This is a genomic window from Roseospira navarrensis, assembly GCF_009601025.1.
Taxonomy (GTDB): Bacteria; Pseudomonadota; Alphaproteobacteria; order Rhodospirillales; family Rhodospirillaceae; genus Rhodospira; species Rhodospira navarrensis.
Map to the genome: position 1 here is coordinate 24,339 of NZ_WIVE01000004.1, position 19,719 is coordinate 44,057.

Annotated in this window: 13 protein-coding genes; 8 read left to right on the top strand and 5 right to left on the bottom strand. The window is 70.4% G+C overall.

Annotated elements, in window-relative coordinates:
• Positions 1–121: 121 nt before the first annotated feature.
• The 4 genes from GHC57_RS02715 (at position 122) to GHC57_RS02730 (ending at position 6,506) form a co-directional block, all read left to right on the top strand.
• Entirely contained in the window at positions 122–850 is a 729-nt protein-coding gene (locus GHC57_RS02715; RefSeq protein WP_153340906.1) for a protein phosphatase CheZ, read from the top strand.
• A gap of 46 nt (positions 851–896) precedes the next feature.
• Positions 897–2,192 carry a metallophosphoesterase family protein gene (locus GHC57_RS02720; protein ID WP_153340908.1) on the top strand — a complete coding sequence of 432 codons (1,296 nt, stop codon included), beginning with the start codon at positions 897–899 and terminating at the stop codon, positions 2,190–2,192.
• Entirely contained in the window at positions 2,189–5,731 is a 3,543-nt protein-coding gene (locus GHC57_RS02725; protein ID WP_153340910.1) for an AAA family ATPase, read from the top strand. The genes GHC57_RS02720 and GHC57_RS02725 overlap by 4 nt, the downstream gene beginning before the upstream one ends.
• 82 nt (positions 5,732–5,813) lie before the next feature.
• Positions 5,814–6,506, top strand: coding sequence for a glutathione binding-like protein (locus GHC57_RS02730; protein WP_153340912.1), 693 nt, complete (start codon positions 5,814–5,816; stop codon positions 6,504–6,506).
• A 539-nt stretch (positions 6,507–7,045) separates the two neighbouring features.
• Here GHC57_RS02730 and GHC57_RS02735 read toward each other — a convergent pair.
• The 5 genes from GHC57_RS02735 to GHC57_RS02755 form a co-directional block, all read right to left on the bottom strand.
• Positions 7,046–7,525, bottom strand: a complete 480-nt coding sequence (locus GHC57_RS02735) for an MmcB family DNA repair protein (RefSeq protein ID WP_343031084.1) — start codon at positions 7,523–7,525, stop codon at positions 7,046–7,048.
• 113 nt (positions 7,526–7,638) lie between these two features.
• Complete coding sequence (locus GHC57_RS02740; RefSeq protein WP_153340914.1) at positions 7,639–8,754, bottom strand: DUF1835 domain-containing protein; 1,116 nt, start codon at positions 8,752–8,754, stop codon at positions 7,639–7,641.
• Positions 8,741–11,179, bottom strand: coding sequence for a DNA translocase FtsK (locus GHC57_RS02745; RefSeq protein ID WP_153340916.1), 2,439 nt, complete (start codon positions 11,177–11,179; stop codon positions 8,741–8,743). The genes GHC57_RS02740 and GHC57_RS02745 overlap by 14 nt, the downstream gene beginning before the upstream one ends.
• Positions 11,180–11,477: 298 nt before the next feature.
• Entirely contained in the window at positions 11,478–11,927 is a 450-nt protein-coding gene (locus GHC57_RS02750) for a PAS domain-containing protein (RefSeq protein WP_153340919.1), read from the bottom strand.
• 199 nt (positions 11,928–12,126) lie between these two features.
• The gene (locus GHC57_RS02755) at positions 12,127–16,056 is read right to left on the bottom strand and encodes a chemotaxis protein CheB (protein ID WP_170294643.1); all 3,930 of its coding nucleotides are present in this window, start codon (positions 16,054–16,056) and stop codon (positions 12,127–12,129) included.
• Positions 16,057–16,449: 393 nt separating this feature from the next.
• On the opposite strand from GHC57_RS02755, the gene GHC57_RS19275 reads away from it, so the two are divergent.
• From GHC57_RS19275 to GHC57_RS02765, 4 genes are all read left to right on the top strand, one after another.
• Complete coding sequence (locus GHC57_RS19275; protein WP_170294644.1) at positions 16,450–16,959, top strand: hypothetical protein; 510 nt, start codon at positions 16,450–16,452, stop codon at positions 16,957–16,959.
• Between the two features lie 82 nt (positions 16,960–17,041).
• Positions 17,042–18,439, top strand: a complete 1,398-nt coding sequence (locus GHC57_RS19780) for a hypothetical protein (protein ID WP_246152093.1) — start codon at positions 17,042–17,044, stop codon at positions 18,437–18,439.
• Position 18,440: 1 nt separating this feature from the next.
• Positions 18,441–19,175, top strand: a complete 735-nt coding sequence (mtgA, locus tag GHC57_RS19785; RefSeq protein WP_343031085.1) for a monofunctional biosynthetic peptidoglycan transglycosylase — start codon at positions 18,441–18,443, stop codon at positions 19,173–19,175.
• Between the two features lie 176 nt (positions 19,176–19,351).
• The gene (locus GHC57_RS02765; protein ID WP_153340925.1) at positions 19,352–19,711 is read left to right on the top strand and encodes a carboxymuconolactone decarboxylase family protein; all 360 of its coding nucleotides are present in this window, start codon (positions 19,352–19,354) and stop codon (positions 19,709–19,711) included.
• Positions 19,712–19,719: the final 8 nt, after the last annotated feature.

A 19,719-nucleotide genomic window follows, 5' to 3' on the forward strand; every position in this document is an offset into this window, starting at 1 on the left:
ACGGCCCCGGCCGAACCGGGTCCCGAACACAGTGCGAGGATGCCGCAGCACACGGCATACCGCAGCCGACATTCAAGGCAGGGCCGCGCAGTTCTATCCTGACCATGGGCGGTACTTGGTGATGAGTGACTCGGAAGACGTTCGCATCCTCCGCCAGGAGCTTCGGGGGCTGTTCGACCGCATCCAGAAGATCCGCCACGAGATCGCGTCCATCCGCAAGCCCGGCGACGATCATGATCGGTTCGCCAGCATGTCGGACGAACTGGACGCCATCGTGGATGCGACCGAGACGGCGACCAACACGATCATGGAGAACGCCGAGACCATCGACGACCTGATGCGCACCGCCCGGCCGGCCGTCGCGGATGAGGAGGCCGTCAAGGCCCTGGATCGGGTGCCGGACCACATCGGCGCCATCTTCGAGGCGTGCAGCTTCCAGGACATCACGGGCCAGCGCATCACCAAGGTGGTCAAGACGCTGCAGTACATCGAACAGCGGGTGAACGCCCTCATCCATGTGTGGGGCGAGGCGGAACTGTCCGGCGAGCCGGGCCGCTCCGAACTGGACGAGCTGCCGGCGGACGACGAGCGCCGCCTGCTCAACGGCCCCCAGCTCGCCGGCGAGGGTGTCAGCCAGTCCGACGTGGACGCCATCCTGAACGGCGCCGAGCCGGCGGGCACCGACCAGGAGAAGGCGCAGAAGCGGCGGGCGGTCGCTGAGCGCAGGGCGGCCGCGTCCGGCGCGGACACGGACGCCAAACGGAAGGCGGACCCCGACCGCGACAGCAAGGGCGGCGACGAGGCTCCGCCCAAAATGGACCAGACCGACATCGACAGCATGTTCGACTGACCCGCAGCGTCCGCCCAACCACGCGGTCTTCACTCTTTCGCAGGTCATGCCCTTTCGTTTCGTCCACACCGCCGACATCCACCTGGACTCGCCGCTGCGCTCGCTGGCGCTGCGCGACCCGGCGTTGGCGGATCTGATCGGGGGCGCGACCCGGACCGCATTCGAAACCACCGTCACCCTCTGCCTGGACGAGCGCGTGGACGCCCTGATGATCGCGGGCGACCTCTACGACGGCGGGCAAACCTCCATGAAGACGGCGGCGTTCCTGTCGGGCCAGTTGCACCGGCTGGAGGCGGAAGGCATCCCCGCCTTCATCGTGCGCGGCAACCACGACGCCGAGTCGAAGATCACCCGGGAACTGGTGCTGCCCGCGAGCGCGCATGTGTTCTCGGGCCGGGCCGAGTGCCATGTGCTCCCCAAGGCCGCCGACGGCCGGGACGTGGCCGTCCACGGCATCAGCTTCCGCGATCCCCGGGCGCCGGACAGCCTGCTGCCCAAGTTCAAGCCGCCGCTGCCGGACGCCATCAATATCGGTCTGCTGCACACCAGCCTGGGCGGCGCGCCGGGCCACGACACCTATGCGCCGTGCTCGCTGGCCGATCTGGCGGCGACAGGCTTCGAGTACTGGGGCCTGGGCCACATCCACGCCCGCGCCGTCCACCGCTCCGCCGACCCTGCCGTGGTCATGCCGGGCCAGCCCCAGGGCCGCGACATCAACGAGGCCGGGCCGAAGTCCGTCACCCTGGCGTCCATCACCGGCGACCGCGCCGTGACCCTGAGCGAGCACATCACCGCCGTCGCCCAGTTCGAGCGCGTGCCGGTGGATGCCACGGGCCTGGACGCGTGGCGCGATCTCATCGACGCCATCGGATCCGCCCTCGCCGCCGCGCGCGCCGCCGCCCGGTGCGCCCAACTGGTGGCGCGGGTCGAGGTCTCCGGGGTCTCCGCGCTGGATTGGCGGGTGCGGGTGGACGCCGACCTGCTGCTGGCCGAGGCCCAGGCCCTGGCGGATCGGCTGGGCGACACCTGGGTGGACTCGGTCCGGACCGACCTCCGCCCGGCCCCGGCGGCGCCCGACATCCCCTCCGGCGACCCGGTTGCCGAGCTGCGGGACCTGATCGTCGGCACGGTGGCGCCCTCCGACGCCTTTCGCGCTCAGGCGCGCGAGATCGCCGAGACCCTGCGCGCTCAGTTGCCCCGGGACAGCGCCGCTCTGCTCGGCCAGACCGAAGCCGCGTTCGACGATATCCTGGCCGCCCTGATCGCCGAGGGGACTGAAGACGTGATCGCCCACCTTCTGGGCAGCGCCACCGGGCGGCCGGGGACGGAGGCCGACGCATGAGGCTGCGCCGGCTCGACCTGACACGGTACGGCAAGTTCACCGACCATGTACTTGATTTCGGAGAGAAAAGCGACGCCCCGGACCTGCATCTGATCTACGGGCCCAACGAGGCCGGCAAGTCCACCGCGCTGTCCGCCTTCCTGGACCTGCTGTACGGCATCCACGGCCAGACGCCCTACAATTTCCTGCATGATTACAAGGTGATGCAGATCGGCGCTGTGCTGGAGCACAAGGACGCGGTCTCCGAATGGGTCCGGGTCAAGGCCAACAAGAACAGCCTGCGCGACGGCGCCGGCCAGCCCGTGGGCGAGCATGCCCTGGCGGGGATGCTGGCGGGCCTGGACCGCGACGCCTATGGCAGCATGTTCTCGCTGGACGACGACACCCTGGAACAGGGCGGCGAGACCATCCTGAAAAGCCGGGGCGACCTGGGGCAGCTTCTGTTCGCCGCCAGCGCCGGCCTGTCGGACCTGTCGGCGCGGCTGGAGGCGCTGACGGAGCAGGCCGACGCCTTCGCCCGCAAGGGCGGCCGCAAGACCGAGTTGGCCGAGCTGAAACGCGCGCTGGACGCCCTGGACGCCGAGCGCCGCGACATCGACGTGCAGGCCTCGGACTTCGCCCGGCGGGTGAAGGCGCGCGATGCGGCCCGCGCCGCCTACGAGGCCACCGAGGAGGCGTTGGGGCGCGTGAAGGCGCGCACCGGCGAGATCGCCCGCCTGCGGCAGGGGCTGGGCCACGCCGCAACGCTCTCGCGCCTCCGGGCTGAAGCCGAGGCTTACGACGCCCTGCCGGAGCCACCGGCCCACTGGGCCGACGAGATTGCCGCCCTGGCCGAGGAGGACGCCCGCCTGACCACCAAACGGGACGGGCTGGACCACCGCATCAGGGCGCTTGAGAAAGAACTGGCGGACCTGAGCGTGGACGATGCGGTGCTGGCGCTGGCGGAACGGATCGACCGGCTGCAGGACGCCAAGGGCCACATCGCCAAGACCATGGAGAGCCTGCCCCACCGCCGCGAGGAACGGCAGGCCCTGGACACGCAGATCGCCGCCGTGCTCGCCCGCCTGGAGCGCCCGGCCGACACGGACCCGCGCGCCCTGGTGCCGCCGGCCGGAACCGTGGGCACGTTGCGCGGGCTGATCGCCGATCACGGGCGGATCCGGGCGACCCTCGACACCGCCCAGGCGGAGCACGAAGCCGCCACCGACCGCCTGGCGGAGGCGCAGCAGGACTGGCATCGGGTGGCGGGCGCGGCGGCGCCCATGGCGACGGACGCCGCGCCGGACTCCGGTCCCTGGGATGCGCTGGCGGCCGCCATCCGCGCCGTCCGGGCCGACGAACCCCTGTCGCGCCTTCCGCACGCGCGCCGCACACGTGCGGCGCAGGCGCAGGCCCTGTCCGATGCCCTCGCCGCCCTCGCCCCCTGGACCGGCGATGCCGCCGCCCTGGCCGCGCTGCCCGTCCCGGACTCCCCCCGCCTGGAGGCCTGGCGCGCGGGTCTGGCGGCGGCGGACGAGGCCGTGCGGGACGACACACGCGAGGTGACGCGTCTGGAGGCGGAGCGCGACCGACTGGTCTCCACCCTCGACGCCATCCAGCGCACCACCGGGGTGGTGGACGACGAGACCGCGCAGGCGCGCCGCGCCGCCCGCGATGCGGCCTGGACCGCGCACCGCGCGGCTCTGGACGACGCCACCGCCGATGCCTTCGCGGCCGCCATGGCCGCCCATGACGATGTCATCGACGGGCGCTTCGCCCACTCGACGGAGGTGGCCCAGGTGCGGCAGGCCGCCGTCTCGCTGGCCCAGACCAAGAGCGATCTGGCCCACGCCCGGGCCCGTCGGGATGCCGCGACCGAGGATCGGGCGATGCTGGCCGGCGACCTCGCGGCGGCGCTGGCGGCGTTGGGTCTGCCCGAGGACTGGTCGCCCGCCTCGCTGGCGGACTGGCTGGCGCGGCGACACACGGCGGGGCAGGCGCGGACCGCCCTGTCGGAAACCGAGGCCGACATCGCCGCCCTGGAGGCGACCGTCGGGCGCGCGCGCGACCGACTGGCCGGGGCGATGGGGGGCGCCGGCGTGGCCGCGCCGGACGATGCCGCCACCGGCGGCGCCGACCTGGCCGCCCTGCTCGACGCCGCCGAAGCGGCCCTCAATCGCCACATGGACGCGGCCGGACGCCGCGAGGCGGCCCGAACCGCCCTGGGGAAGGCCGAACAGGAGGTGGCGCACCGAACCCGCGCGCTCAACGCGGCCCGCGCCGCCGAAACGGACTGGCGCACGACCTGGACGACCGCCCTCGCTGGCTGCTGGCTGGGCGCACAGGACCCGCCTCCGGCGCCGGGCGCCGTCGCGGCCATGCTGGAGGATCTGGAGGCACTGAAGGCCCTGCTGCGGGATCGCGACGACAAGGACCACCGCATCGCGCAGATGGACCACGATCAAGGGGCCTTCGTCGCGGACCTGGGCGCGATCCTGGCCGATTTGGCCAACGGAAGCGAGATGCGCGACCCGGCAGCCGATCCGCTGCCGGCCGCCGACGCGCTGCGCCGCCGCCTCGCCACCGCGCGCGAGGGGGACAGCCGGCGTCGGCGCTGCCGGGAAGACCTGGAGGCGGCGCACATTGAACGGGCGGCGCTGGACGCGCCGCTGCAGACCCTCGCCCGCCGGATCGACGAGATGACGGGGCTGTTCAGCGTCGAGACCCTGTCAGAGGTCGGCGCCGCCCTGCGTCGGGTGGCGGAGCGCGATGCCCTGCGCCAGCGCCTGCGGGAGACCGCCGCAGCGCTGGTCGAGGCCCTGCGCGTGCCCGACACGGCGGCGGCCGAAACCGCCCTCGCGGATGTGGACGCCCAGGCCCTGGCCGAGGAGGCCAGCACCCTGGAGGCTCGTCTCGCCGTGCTCGACCCGGACAGCAAGGAGCAGTTCGCGGCCCTGCGGTTCGCGGAAAAGGCGGTGGCCGACGTGGGCGGCGACGACCGGGTGGCGCGACTGGAGGCGCGCCGCCGCACCCTGCTGCTGGAGATCGAGGACAAGACCCTGCGGCACCTGAGGCTGCGCCTGGGCATCGCCGCCGCGACGCGAGCCCTGTCCGCCTACCGGGACCGCCACCGCTCGGCCATGCTGAGGCATGCCGCCCGCGCGTTCGCGACCATCAGCCGGGGCGCCTATACGGGCCTCACCACCCAGCCCCGCGCGGACGGCGAGGACCTGGTGGCGGTGGACGCCGGCGGCGGCTCCAAGGCCGTCACCGCCCTGTCCAAGGGCACGCGCTTCCAGCTCTATCTCGCCCTGCGCGTGGCCGGCTATCACGCGTTCGCCGAGCGCGCGACCCCCGTGCCCTTCGTCGCCGACGACATCATGGAAACCTTCGACGACTTCCGCGCCGAGGAAGCCGTCCGTCTGTTCGCCGGCATGGCCGAGGTGGGCCAGGTCATCTACCTGACGCACCACCGGCACCTGTGCGAGATCGCCCGCGCGGTCTGTCCGACCGTTCGGATCCATGCCCTCGACGGCCCAGCCCCGGCCGCCGCCTCTTGAAGTCCGGCCCCGGTCCGCGCCATATCCCTGGCAAGCGGACCGATCGGTCCAAAATCATCGCACCGCCGTGGAGAGGTCTTCCATGATCGACCTGTACTTCTGGCCGACGCCCAACGGGCTGAAGGTCACCCTTCTGCTGGAGGAACTGGGCGTTCCCTACACCGTCCATCCGGTGAACATCACCAAGGGCGACCAGTTCAAGCCGGAGTTTCTGGCCATCTCGCCCAACAACCGGATGCCGGCCATCATCGACACCGCGCCCGCCGACGGCGGCGACCCGATCAGCGTGTTCGAGTCCGGCGCGATCCTGTCCTATCTGGCCGACAAACACGGCCGCTTCGCCGGCGAGACGCCGCGCGAGCGCATCTCGGTCAACGAATGGCTGTTCTGGCAGATGGGCGGGCTCGGCCCCATGGCCGGGCAGGCGCACCACTTTCGCCAGTACGCGCCGGAGGAGGTGCCCTACGCCATCGACCGCTACACCAAGGAAGTCGCCCGCCTGTACGGCGTGATGAACACGCGGCTGGAGCGGGCGCCCTATCTGGCCGGCGAGGCCTACACCATCGCGGACATGGCAGCCTGGCCGTGGGTGGCGCCGCACGAGCGCCAGGGCCAGGACCTGAACGACGTCCCGCACCTGAAGCGCTGGTTCGACGCCATCGCCGCCCGCCCGGCGGTGGACAAGGGTCGCCGCGTCGGCGAGGCGTGGCGCAAGGACAACAGCGTTACCAGCGACGAGGCCCGCAAGGTGCTGTTCGGCCAGGACGCGCGGTAGGGAGCGCGTTTTCTGGTTCGTCACGGACAATCGGGGACCAGACGGGGCGGGACAACAGGGCTCAATCCGGGCGGCTGGGTCCAAGGGCTCTCGAGTGTGGTGCTTCTCGCCTGACCCCCCTCCCGACCTCCCCCATGAATGGGGGCGGCGTCCCGGTCCACGCCGAGCCGACCCGACTCCCTCCCCATGGAATCTATCTGATTCACACTTCTCTTTGGCGGGAGGGCGCTGGACGATCCTACAGCGCCGGAAAAATCACCACAAAGACACGAAGAACACCAAGAGCGCAGCGAAATGATCATAGGGCTCGCCCTCCATCATCGTGCTGGAGGGGAACTGCGGGTCCGTCAAGGCGCCGACCCCTTTGTGTCTTGGTGTCTTGGTGGTCCATCCTCTTGCCGAAGAAGGCCGCTCTCGTTCGAAAATGTGTGAACGTGATCGCCATGGAATGGGGAGGTGTGGGGAGGGGTTGTCTCTGGTGGCCGCTGCGGTCCAGAAACCACGCGACCCCGGACATCCGTGATGACCCCGGTTTTTCCCTAAACCGGCGGGTCGAGGAGGCGGTGCAGCCGCTCCCCGGCCAGCCGGGCGAACCGCAAAGTCATGGCGCGGCGCCGCGACGGATGCAGCGGCGCCAGCGTCTGCCAGCGCACCACTTCGGCCCCGAAGGGATCGGCCACCAGCAGGCCGCAGTCCTCCGGCAACACATCGAGCGGGAACGTCTCGGCCACCGCAAACGCGAACGCATCGCAATAGGGCAGGTATTCCCGCCACTTGCCGTCGGCCCGATAGTCCGCCAGCGCGCTCTTGACCTCGATCACGATGACGCGGCCGTCGGCGTCCAGCGCCACCACGTCGGCGCGGCGACGGTTCGGCAGCTTGAACTCCGTCAGCACCGCATGACCCGTGTTCGCGAGGTGGCGGCACACCCCGCGCGTGACCCCGCGCGTCATGGCGGCGGTGTCGCTGTCGGCCAGGCTGCGGCGCCCGGTCATGGGGATCAGCAGGGACGAGGCCACGGGGCATGCTCCGACCAGCCGGGCCACGGGGACCACCCGGCCGTTTCCGGTTCGTTCTCTCCCAAAGCTAGGCCGAATCCCCACCGGCGGCAAGTCGTCCCGCGCCGGAACGGTCAGCTCGGCCCGGCCACCGGCGCCATTGCGTCCGGATCCCACCGCCACGCCGGCGCGGGGGAGACCAGGTGCATGCCCCCCATCCAGCGGTCGAGCCCGCCCAGCACGGCCCAGTCCGCCGCCCCGTCCAGCAGTCGCCGCCCGGTGTCCGTCAGCGTCCAGGTGGCCTGCCGGTCGTGAACCGCCGGATCGTCCCGCGAGACCGCCGGGGCCGGCCCCGCGCACAGGCCGTGCATGACGTGCGTCAGCATGGCGTCGCCCAGGGTGGGCTGCGGGTCCTCGGCCAGATAGGCGTGGAACACGGTCCCGGTGGAGGCCGTGCCGCCGGATGCGTGCAGCGTGCGCAGAATGCCCCGTTCGGTCAGGCCGAGACCGTCCGTCGTCCACGGCAGGTCCTGCAGCCACCGGCGCAGCGCCGGGGCCATGGTGGCCAGCCCCGGCACGGTGCCCTGGGACAGCCGGGCCAGCGCGCCGGGATCGGGCCGCCGCAGCGCCTCCCACACCCTGGCCCCCTGCGCCGTCAGGGTGTGCGTGACCGCCCGGCGCCGGGTCCACAGGCGGCGCAGCGCCTCCGGCGACAGTTCGCCCAGGCCACGGACCTTGCCCACGAGCATGCCGTCCTGGCGGGGATCGTACAGCACCAGGGCCGCCCGACTTTCCAGCACCCGGCGGCCGTGGATGGCATCCAGCACCCGCGCGAGGATCAACTGGTCATAGGCGTCGTGCTCGAACCACAGGACGATCCGGCCGTAGCGGTCGGCGCGGGTCAGCACGTCCCACGCGCCCGCCAGCTTCGCCCGCGCCGCGTCGAGCGGCACACCGTAGGCCCCGCTGATGAACGCCGCCCGCGTGTCGTGATACGCCTCCAGCGCCCGCACGGCGGGCACGGGGCCCTGTATGAGCGGATCGGAGATCTCCAGGAAATCCCCGACGAAGCCCGCCCGGGCAAGACTGCTCTGGATGTGGGACCCGCACCGGATGTGCAGCGTGGCCCGATCCCCATCCGGGGCCGATCCGCGCGCGCCCTGCCGGCCCTCGCCGGCCACCCGGGCCAGCGGGACCACCGGCCCCCGCGTCGCGGTCACCCGGTCCAGGACCGCCTCAGAGATCCTCATCGGACGCACCGCCACCGGACGCCCCCCGTGTTCGGCTCCGCGCCAGAATCTCGCGCTTGCCCACATGGTTGGCGGCTGAAACCAGCCCTTCCGTCTCCATGCGGTCCACGATGCGCGCCGAGCGATTGTACCCGATCTGGAGATGGCGTTGGATGAAACTCACCGAGACCTTGTTCTCGCGCAGCACCAGGGCCACCGCCTGATCGTACAGGGCGTCCCCCGACCCCTCGCCCAGTCCCACCGGCGACTCTCCGCCGCCGGGTCCCGGCCCGTCGTCGTCGGAGACGGGCGCGCCGTCCCCGTCCTCTTCGATGATGGAATGCACGTACTCGGGCTCGCCCTGGGCCTTGAGCTGGGCGACCATGGCTTCCACCTCGCGGTCGGACACGAAGGCGCCGTGGACGCGGGTGATGCGCCCGCCGGCCGCCATGTAGAGCATGTCGCCCTGGCCCACCAACTGCTCCGCCCCCGCCTCGCTGAGGATGGTGCGGCTGTCGATCTTGCTGGTGACCTGGAAGCTGATCCGGGACGGGAAGTTGGCCTTTATGGTGCCCGTGATGACGTCCACCGAGGGCCGCTGGGTCGCCATGATGAGGTGGATGCCCGCCGCCCGCGCCATCTGGGCCAGGCGCTGGATGACGGCCTCGATCTCCTTGCCGGCGACCAGCATCAGGTCGGCCATCTCGTCCACGACCACGACGATATAGGGCAACGTCCGCAGATCCATCGGCCGGTCCTCGTGGATCGGCTCGCGCGCCTGCCGGTCGTAGCCCACCTGGACCTGCCGCGTGATGACCTCGCCGTTGGCGCGGGCCTCGCGCATCCTGTGATTGAAGCCCTCGATGTTGCGCACCCCCAACGCCGACATGGCGCGGTAGCGGCTCTCCATCTCGCGCACCGCCCACTTCAGCGCCATCACGGCCTTGTTGGGATCGGTGACCACGGGAGTCAGCAGGTGCGGAATGCCGTCGTAGACAGACAGTTCCAGCATCTTGGGATCGACCATGATGAGGCGGCACTGGTCCGGCGACATCCGGCACAGCAGGGACAGGATCATGCCGTTGATGCCGACCGACTTGCCGGACCCGGTGGTGCCGGCGATCAGCAGGTGCGGCATGCGCGCCAGATCGACCGTGAAGGGGGCGCCGTCGATGCCCTTGCCGAGCGCCAGGGGCAGCTTGGCATGGGTGGAGGTATACGCCTCGGACTCCAGGATCTCCTTGAGGTAGACCGTCTCGCGGCTGTCGTTGGGCAGTTCGATGCCGATGACGCTGCGCCCCGGCACCACCGCGATGCGGGCGGTGACGGCGCTCATGGACCGGGCGATGTCGTCGGCCAGATTGATGACGGTCGAGGACTTGGTGCCCGGGATCGGCTCCAGTTCGTACAGCGTGATGACGGGGCCCTGGTGGACCTGCATGATCTCGCCGCGCACCTTGAAATTGCGCAGGACGGTTTCCAGCGCGCGCGCCTTCTCGGCCAGGGCGTGTTCGTCCAGCACCGTTTCGGCCTCGCCGCTGCGATCCTGGAGCACGTGCAGGGACGGCCGGCGATAGGCCCCGGCGGCCGCCTCGGGATCGGCGGGGGCGCCGTCGTCCGCCTCGTCCGCGTCGTCAGCCTCGTCCGCGTCGTCCGCATCCCGGCCGGAGAGCATGTCCCCCAGGGTCGCGGCGCCGATCCGGTCCGCGCCGCGCTCTTCCGCCGCCGCCTCGGGGCTGGCCGAGCGGGCGGCGGCCTCGTCCGGGTGCTCGGGCTCGCCCAGGTCGTCGGCGAACCCGTCGCCCGTGACCCCGTCACCGCCGGCGGCCTCGTCAGCCGCATCGCCCCCCCAGGAGTCGCCCTGCCACGCGGTCTCCTCGTCGTCATCGTCAGGGGCCGCGTCCGGTTCACCGTCGGCCGTGTCGGCGTCGGCCGTGTCGGCGTCATCCGGGGCCGGATCGGCCGCCCCCGCGTCGGTCTGCGCCGTCGGGTCCGGGTCGTCCGCCGTCTCCTGCGGCGCACCGTCCGCCGCGCCGCCCCGTTCGCTCTCGCCGGCGTTGGCGAGGGCCGCCAGCGGCGCCGTGAACACGGGCGCCATGGCCCGGGGCGGCATCATCCGATCGTCACCCTCCCCCGACGGGTCTATGGCCCCGGCCGCCTCGGCCGCCGCCCGATGGGCATTGTCGGCCCACTCCACGCCGGCCACGAACGCGAACGCCATGGCCGCCGCGATGGCCTCGTCGGTCTGCCCGGTGCCGTAGGCCACCGTCTGGCCGGCGCGGCCCGGATGAACCTCCACGTCCCATTCGGTCGCGCCGTCCGGCCACGCATGTTCCGTCATGCGGAACGGCATGTTGTTGAGGGCACACCACAGATTGAACTCGTCGGCCGTCAGGACCTCTGAATCGAGCATGTCGTTGGATGGCGAGGGGGGAGTCAGGGTCATCCACCTTTTTCCTTCAGGGTCACGGCTCTCGTCGCCCGGGACCGTCCGGTGAGATCGTCCGGCGGGATCGTCCGGCGGGATCCTGCGGCGCGAGGAGGACCGGGCATCGCGAGGCCGGGTCCGCGTGGCGCGGTTCGGCCGTAAGACTCCACCGCCCGGCCACGCCCCGGAGGCCGGTCAGGGGTCGCGCCGACCTCTCCCGAATTGCGATATGCTGTATGAATCGCCGGGAATTGTCCACCACCCTTTGTGGGGGCAGCGCGGCGCCCGGCCTCTGCCGCGGTCGGATTGCAGGCTCTCAGCGTTCCAGTTCGTAGGCGGCCACCAGCAGCTTGTCCACCTGACCATCCAGGTTGAACAGAGGCAGGACAAGGCGTTCCCACGTCTGGGTCAGGCCGTCGAAATCGGCGGTGTAGACCCGCGAGACCGGGATATGCTCCGCCACCACCCGTTCATATTCGGCCCGGATGATGTCGCGCGGCCCGTCCGGCAGGGCATCGACGGACTGCCCGGCCTTGTCGGCGCCGAAACGGTCGGCGAAGAACTGGCTGTAGAACGAGTAGGTGTAGCCCGTATCGGCGCCGTCGCCGTCCACACGGATCACCACCAGGTTCCCCATCCACGGCCGCAGGTCCGCCGGCTCGATATCGTCGGCCATCGGCGGCGTCTCGTTGGCGCACAGACTGAGCCAGTAGTCATAGAGCCCCTTGAGCCTGGGGTGGCGAAGGACGAGAACAAGACGACTCATGACGATGGACCGCAGCCTCCTGCCTGCTTGATGAACCTGGACCGCCTGTCGGCCGCCCGTCGGACGCGTTGGACCGGACCGCTCCGCCCCTGCCCCGCCATCCGTTGTGACGGCCGCCGCGCGGCGCGCTGCCCGTCTCTCTGGTATCAGCGGGCGCGGGACTCTGGCAAGGGGGTCGCCCGTCCCGCCGGCGGCGCGGTCACTCCTCCGGCCGCGTCATCGGACCCGGGTCGGGGTCCGGGTCGGGGTCCGGGTCGGGGACCGGGGTCGGGTCCGCTTCGCTCGCCTCGGTCGGCTCCGCCGCCGCCTCAATGACGCGGTCGCGCGGGAACCGCACCGTGACGGTCGTGCCCTGCCCTTCCTTGCTCGACAGGCTGATATCGCCCCCATGCAGGCGCATCAGCGATCGGGTGATGGGTAGGCCGAGGCCGACCCCGTCGGACCGCCGCACGAGCGAGCCGTCCACCTGCTCGAACGGCGCGAACACCCGCTGGATGTCCCCCTGCGCGATGCCGACGCCGGTATCGGCCACGCCCAGGGTCAGCCACCGCTTGGTCAGGGCCGCGGTGACGGTCACGGACCCGCCGGGTTCGGTGAACTTGATGCTGTTGGTCAGCAGATTGATGAGCACCCGCTTGACCGCCGTCGCGTCCGCATTCAGGCGCGGCATGTCGCCCGGCAGATCGACGCGAATGTCCACCTGGGCGTTGCGGGCGCGCTCCCCCACCAGCCGAAGGACGGTCTCCACGATGTCGTAGATGTTGAGCGCTTCCTCGTGCAGCTCGATCCGCCCGGATTCGATCTTGGACAGGTCCAGAATGTCGTTGATGAGGCTGAGAAGGTGCTGGCCGCTCTCGTGGATGATGCGGCTGTATTCCCGGTAATCCTTGTTCAGGATTTCGCCGAAAAGCTCATGCGACAGGATCTCCGAGAAGCCCAGGATGGCGTTCAGGGGCGTGCGCAGTTCGTGGCTCATGTTGGCCAGGAAGTCGGACTTGGCGCGGTTGGCCTCCTCAGCGATCTCCTTGGCGCTGCGCAGCGACGTCTCTGCGCGTTTGATCTCGTCGATGTCGGACAGCATCATGAACACGCCCAGCACGCGGCCCATCTCGTCGCAGTGCGGGACCATGTGATAGGCCATGAAGCGGTGCTCGCCGCGCGCCAGGTGCAGTTGGGCCTCGCCGGACTGCACGCGGTTTTCCAGCGCGCCGCGCAGCGCATCGCGAAGGCGGCGATGGTTGGCGCGGCCCAGCAGGGTTTCCACCTGGGCGCCCACGGCGCTGTCCGCATTCAGCGCGAACGTCCCGGCGAAGTGCTTGTTGCAGAAGGTGACCTTCTGGTCCTCGTTGACGTAGATGATCGAGACCGGAACCGTGTCGGTGATGAGCCGCAGCCACTGTTCGCTTTGATAGATCTTGTGCTGCTGCTCCCGGCTTTCCGTCTCGTCGATGAAGGCCAGGATCGCCCCGTCCGTCTCGCCCTGCCCGTTGTGGTGCGGCATGATCCGCATGCGGTAGACGCGGTCGTCCGTCTCCAGGATCTCTTCCACGCCCTCGTCCTCGCCGACCACGGTGGCGAGCTGCTCGCGCAGGTTCTTCAGGCCCAGGTGGGTCGGGATGGTCGTGATGACCTGGCCCACGTCCGAGGGCAGCAGCCCGAACAGACGCACCGCCGGCGGTGTAAAGCGCGTGATGCGGAAATAGCTGTCCACGACAACCATGGCGAAGCCGATGTTGTCCTGGATGTTGATGAGGTCGGAGTTGGCGTCGGCCAGCTCGGTCGTGCGGATCTGCAGTTCCTCGTTGACCGTGGTCAGTTCCTCGTTGGTGGACTGCAGTTCCTCGTTCGAGGTCTCCAGTTCCTCGTTGGAGGACTGAAGCTCCTCGTTCGCCGCCTGAAGCTCCTCGTTCAGCGCCTGCAGTTCCTCGTTGGAGGTCTCCAGTTCCTCCACCACGGTCTGCAGGTGCTCGCGCGTGGCCACCAGTTCCTGTTCCAGTTCGACGGCGCGCAGGTCCGCCTCGCGCCCCACGGCCGCGGTCCCGCTTTCGCCGCCCTCCTCCGTGGTGGTCGGCAGATCGGTGGACGGCTCGGCGACATCGAAGGAGACCAGGAACAGGGAGTCATGATCGACCGAGGCCCCCATGGGCCGCACCAACAGGCGCACCGACACCGGCGGCTGGCCGTCGGCCCGCAACGTGCGCCGCGTGCCCTGGATCAGGCCGCCTTCGTTGCGGGCCTTGTGGACCAGCGCCCGGCTTTCGGTGCGCAGGTCGCTGATGATCATGCGCGCCAGGTTCATGTCCGGCTTGCCCTGAGGCATGCGGACGAACGCCGTCAGGTCACCGTGCAGGAACAGAATGTCCAGGTTCTCGTCCACCACCACGCTGGGCGGCATGGCGCTGTTGATGTAGGTGCGGATGGCCAGCGCCTCGACCGTGTCCTGGCTGCGCTGCTGCGGGCGCCGCCCCGGCTGCTCCGGCACGCGCGAGCGCAGCGAGCCGAACGGCGGCAGGGCGTGCGCCATGCCCTGGGCGGCGCGCTTGCGGAAGATCTTGGACGACGGCGCCTTGACCGGGCGGAAGAACTCGGTGTTCTGGCCCAGCGATTCCGACTTGCCCAGGAACAGGTAAGCGCCGGGGTTGAGCGCATAATGGAACGTGCGCAGGACCTGATCCTGAAGGGCGGCGTCGAAATAGATCAGCAGGTTGCGGCAGCTGATGAGGTCCACGCGGACGAACGGCGGGTCCTTGGCCAGATCCTGGCGCGCGAACACCACCATGTCGCGGATTTCCTTGCGCACCTGGAAGGCCTGGCCGATGGGCTCGAAATGCCGCTTGATGAAGCGCCGGTCCAGGTTCTCCGTCGTGGTCTCGGAGTAGATGCCGCGCCGCGCGTGGGCCATCGCGTCCAGGTCCACGTCCGTGGCGAAGATCTGCACCTTCAGGCCGCGCGGATTGCCGCTCATGCGGTCCGCCAGCAGCATGGCGAAGGAGTAGGCTTCCTCGCCCGTCGCGCAACCCGGGATCCACAGCCGCAGGCTTTCGCCCGTCTGCTTGGCGGCGATGATCTCGCCCAGGACCTCGTCAACCTCGGCGAACGCCTTTTCGTCGCGAAAGAACGACGTGACCGAGATCAGGATATCCTTGGTCAGCAGGTTCAGTTCGTCACGGTTGCGCTTCACGAAGTCCAGGTAGGCGTCCAGGTTCTCGATCCGGTTGGCGGCGAGGCGGCGCTCCAGCCGGCGGCGGATGGTGCTGGGCTTGTACTTGGAAAAGTCGATGTCCGTCCGCTCGCGCACGAGCTGGAAGATCGACCCCATGGTGTCGTCGGTGTGGTCGGCGTCCGCGTCGGTCAGCATGACCGCGCGGGGGAACCGCACGATGGAGGACAGTTCCGGCCCGATTTCGTGCGGCGCCAGACGCAAATCGATGCAGCCCGTCTCGATGGCGGCGGAGGGCATGCCGTCGTACTTCGCCGTCGTCGGCACCTGCGCCACGGTCAGGCCGCCGTGGGCCTTGATGGCGCGCACCCCCTGCGAGCCATCGCTGCCGGTGCCGGACAGGATCACGCCGATCGCGTTGGGCCCCTTGCCGTCGGCCAGGGTGGCGAAGAACACGTCCACCGACGGCTTCGGCCCGTGCGGCGCCGAAGGCTCCTTCAGCATGAGGTTGCCGTTGGCCAGCCGCACGTCCTTGTTGGGCGGACAAATGTGGACGGTATTGGGCTCCAGCGGCGAGCCGTGCTCGATCTCCTTGATCGGCAGGCTGGTCTCGCGGCTCAACAACTGCACCAGCATGGAACGGTACTGGGGCGCCATGTGCTGGACGATGACATAGGCCATGTTGGACTGGGCCGGCAGATTGGCGACGAACGGCCGCAGCGCCTCCAGCCCGCCGGCCGACGCGCCCACGCCGACCACGACCAGACCGCCCTCCTCGGGCTTGACCGCATCCGGCTCGGTGTCGGACTCCGCATCCGGATCGGCGGCGCCGCTCTCCGGCCCGCCGCCGGTGTCCGGGCCCGGTTTTTCGTCGGCCACGGGGGTCGCCCGGGACTCGGCCGGTGAGGCCATGTCCTCCCACTCGGACCCCGCTCCGGCGTCCGACCCGGCGTGCCCCGGCTTCACCATGCCATCCTCATGCGTTCCTTGACCCTGCCAGTCCGCACCGTCCGGTGGTCCACACACGCCCCTGCGCCGCGCCGCTTGTCCGGCCCCCGCCATTCCCACAGTCATGGAGCCGGACCAAGCCGAATACGCAAGTTCCCGGGGCCCGTGGATCCATTCATACCCGCTTCGGGAAGCGGTGCAAAGGCCGTTTCCGGAGGGCCGATCCGCAACATCGCGCCGCGTTTCCCCCGCACCTCGGCCCGGCTGGGTCGAAGGCGGGTATCGCCGGGCCGGGACACCCGCTAGGATGCGCATCAATGGGGGGCAGAGCCAGGCCCGGCCCCGCGCCCGCCGGGCGCCCTCGCACCGGCACCGCGGCATGACCCCCCGACCACGCGCAGGTAATCGCCCCTCATGGATTCCCCGACCAGCTCGCTGGACGAGCTTGACCAGTTCCTTGCCTCTCTGGACCGACGGATCGCACGCCTGGGAGACTCGGGCCGCATCCTGCACGACGAGAACGGCGGTCCGCCCCGCTTCATGGACTACGCCCGCACCCGCAACCTGACCTCGGAGTGCATGGCGTTCTCGATCGTCATCGCGCGCCGGATCGAGGGGCTGCCGGATCCCGACCGGGCGCGCCGTCAGGCCACCTTCGACCGCCTGACGATCCGGATGTGGGGCACCCTGCTGGATTGCTCGCTCACCTTCCTGAACGCGATGGCCCAGGAGCCGAACCTGCCGCTCGGCTCCCGCGAGGTGTTCCTGCGCGAGATCAAGACCCTGCACGACGCCCACGGCACGCTGGCCCAGGATCGGTTCGCCGACCTGATGCCCGGCGATCTGATGAGCCGGCACCGACAGGCCCACAAGATTCTCAACGAGATCATCGACAGGGCGCCGCGCCTTCTTGATCTGGGCTGAGTTAGGCTTGAAACTGGTGGGGGAGTTCCGCCCGGGGCGGAGCACCGCTTGAGCGAGTGTTGAGGAGAGGGACACAGGCCGGATGAGCCGCGTTGCAGGTCGGCCCAAGGGCGAAATGGTGCGACAGATCATGGCCCCTCCGGCGGAGGGCGGCGGGGTCGACCGGCGCGCCAACCCCAGCCTGCGCCCGACGGTCCAGACCGCGTTCGAGCGCCTGCTCGCGTTGCTCCGCAAGGCGGGCCGGACCGAGATCCTGGAGCCCATCGCCGGCCTGGAGCGGGTGGACGACGTGCTGCGGGAGCGCCCGGCCCAGGTCCCCACCTTCATGGAACTGGCGTGGCAGTTGCGCGCGGAACCGGATTTCGCCGGCTTCTTCCGCGCCAGCGGCAGCGATCGGCCGGTGTCCGACCGGAATACGCCGATCGCCCCGTGCGATCTGACCTTTGACCAGATTGTCCGCGCCCATCTGCAGGCCGCCGCCCGGTTGTCGTTCGATCGACGCGAACGGGACTGGGTTCGCCGCCGCGCCCGCAAGGAGCAGACCAGGCGCCAGAAGCGCAAGGGCAGCGAGTCCCGCGGCGGCCTGTCCTCGCGGCTCATCACGCCCCTCAAGACCATGTGGGACGGGGACACCGACCTGGAGGAACTGCGCACGCTCTATCCGGGCCACGGCCTGTATCCGGTCCTGAAACCACACCTGCGCGAGGCGTGGCAGTTCCCGCTGGTCGAGATCTACGGCCGCCTCAGCACCGCGCAGGCGCGCATTCTGGGCCACCTGATCGCGCACGTGCGCGACCGCGAGATGCTGGAAATGGTCGTCGGCCTGGACGTGGAGGACCTCGCCGTGGTCCGGGCGGCCTGCCGCGCGTTCGCGGAAAGCTATCTGAACCTGCAGCAGGACAAGCGTATGCGCTGGGAACTCTCGGCCGAGGCCGCGCGCGCCCGCGACGAGGCCGAGACCCGCATCTCCACGCAGGAAAGCATCACCTTCGACACCATCTTGCTGCATCACCGGGGGGCGCTGGATGCCATCCGCACCCTGGGCCTGGACGTGCGGCCGGTGATCCGCCGCCTGACGCCGGTCTATGGCAACACCATCTGGACGGTGCTCGAATCGCCGCAGTGGGTGGACAACGCCCAGGCCGTGCCCGACCACCTTCTCAAGGTTCTGGGCACCCTCGGGTATCGGGTGCCGGCGGACATCTCCACCATCCTGGGGCATATCCGCGACCGGGATCTGGCCCACGACCTGCTCGCCTTCGCCCGCGAGGAATTCAGCGACGACGAGCTGGTGCGCTACCTCGCCGATCCCGCCCGCAAGCCGGTGTGGAACGCGCTGCCGGCCAAGTTCAACAACGCCTACCGCTACCAGCGCGACGCTCCCGCGAAAGGGTCGTCGCTGCACAACAGCGAAAGCCTTCGCTTGGTCAGCACCGCCATCTTCCAGTCCCTGCGCCTGGGCACCGCGGAGACGTTCTGACGTGCCCCGCGACCCGGGACGGCGCCGGACATCCGCCCCGAAGGGCTCCGGGTGGCGCGGACGGCTGCGGCGGCTGGTCCTGGGGGCGGTGCTGGTTGCCGTCCTCGTGCCGGCGGTCGGGCTCGTGGCCTTCCGCTGGCTGCCGGTGCCGATCACCCCGCTGATGCTGGTCCGGCTTGCGCAGGGCGAGGGCCTGGACCGCGACTGGATCCCGCTGGACGACATGCCGCCCGCGCTGCTTCGGTCCGTCATCGCCAGCGAGGACGCCCGCTTCTGCCAGCACGCCGGGTTCGACTGGCGCGAGATCCGCAACGCCTGGGACAACTGGCGCACCGAGGGCCGGCTGCGCGGCGCCAGCACCATCAGCATGCAGACGGCGCGGTCGGTGTTCCTCTGGCCCGGGCGCGACCCGGTCCGGAAGGGGCTGGAGGTGCTGTTGACCGTCCCCCTTGAGGCCCTGTGGCCGAAACGGCGGATTCTGGAGGTCTACCTGAACGTGGCCGAGTGGGGCCCCGGGGTGTATGGCGCCGGCGCGGCCGCCCGCCACCATTTCGGCCGTCCGGTGGCATCGCTGGGACCGGCCGAGGCGGCGCGTCTGACCGCCATCCTGCCCGCGCCCCGGTCCTGGTCGGCGGCGGCGCCCGGCTCCCATGTCCGCCAGCGGGCCGGCACCATCCAGGCCCGCGCCCGGTCGGTTCCCCTGGGCGAGGCCAACACCCCCTGCCCCGGATCGTGACGCCCGTCCGGCCGCGCGGGGTGGACCCGGCCCGTCTCCGACATATATAAGGGGATGCGAATATATAGGACTGATCGGCGATGAACCGGACTCGTCCGCTTCATCGCCTCCGCCGCTTCGCGGCGCCGGTGCGGTCGCACCGGCCGGTTCATCCCGTTACAACAGGAGACGACGTCATGTACAAGGACTGGCCCCAGTACGCCAAGGACCTCTCGACCGCGATGCAGGGGTGCCGGGACGGCATTCCCGAGACCTGGGGCGCGTTCTCCAAGCTCGCCGCGAGTTCCACCAAGTCGGGCGCGCTGGACACCAAGACCAAGGAACTGATCGCCATCGCCATCGGCATCGCCATGCGCTGCGACGGCTGCGTGGCCTTCCACGCCCGGGCCGCCGTGCGTCACGGCGCCACCCGCGAGGAGGTGCTGGAGATGATCGGCATGACTGTCTACATGGGCGGCGGCCCCAGCTCGGTCTACGGCGCCATGGCGCTGGAGGCCTTCGACCAATTCTCGGAAGCGGCGGCGGCCGCCAAGTAACCCACCGC

What these genes read in the sequence shown, in the direction of transcription:
- GHC57_RS02715 (WP_153340906.1), top strand. Translation starts at nt 122, where the DNA reads ATGAGTGACTCGGAAGACGTTCGCATCCTCCGCCAGGAGCTTCGGGGG.
- GHC57_RS02720 (WP_153340908.1), top strand. Translation starts at nt 897, where the DNA reads ATGCCCTTTCGTTTCGTCCACACCGCCGACATCCACCTGGACTCGCCG.
- GHC57_RS02725 (WP_153340910.1), top strand. Translation starts at nt 2,189, where the DNA reads ATGAGGCTGCGCCGGCTCGACCTGACACGGTACGGCAAGTTCACCGAC.
- GHC57_RS02730 (WP_153340912.1), top strand. Translation starts at nt 5,814, where the DNA reads ATGATCGACCTGTACTTCTGGCCGACGCCCAACGGGCTGAAGGTCACC.
- GHC57_RS02740 (WP_153340914.1), bottom strand. Translation starts at nt 8,754, where the DNA reads ATGAGGATCTCTGAGGCGGTCCTGGACCGGGTGACCGCGACGCGGGGG.
- GHC57_RS02745 (WP_153340916.1), bottom strand. Translation starts at nt 11,179, where the DNA reads ATGACCCTGACTCCCCCCTCGCCATCCAACGACATGCTCGATTCAGAG.
- GHC57_RS02750 (WP_153340919.1), bottom strand. Translation starts at nt 11,927, where the DNA reads ATGAGTCGTCTTGTTCTCGTCCTTCGCCACCCCAGGCTCAAGGGGCTC.
- GHC57_RS02755 (WP_170294643.1), bottom strand. Translation starts at nt 16,056, where the DNA reads ATGGTGAAGCCGGGGCACGCCGGGTCGGACGCCGGAGCGGGGTCCGAG.
- GHC57_RS19275 (WP_170294644.1), top strand. Translation starts at nt 16,450, where the DNA reads ATGGATTCCCCGACCAGCTCGCTGGACGAGCTTGACCAGTTCCTTGCC.
- GHC57_RS19780 (WP_246152093.1), top strand. Translation starts at nt 17,042, where the DNA reads ATGAGCCGCGTTGCAGGTCGGCCCAAGGGCGAAATGGTGCGACAGATC.
- GHC57_RS02765 (WP_153340925.1), top strand. Translation starts at nt 19,352, where the DNA reads ATGTACAAGGACTGGCCCCAGTACGCCAAGGACCTCTCGACCGCGATG.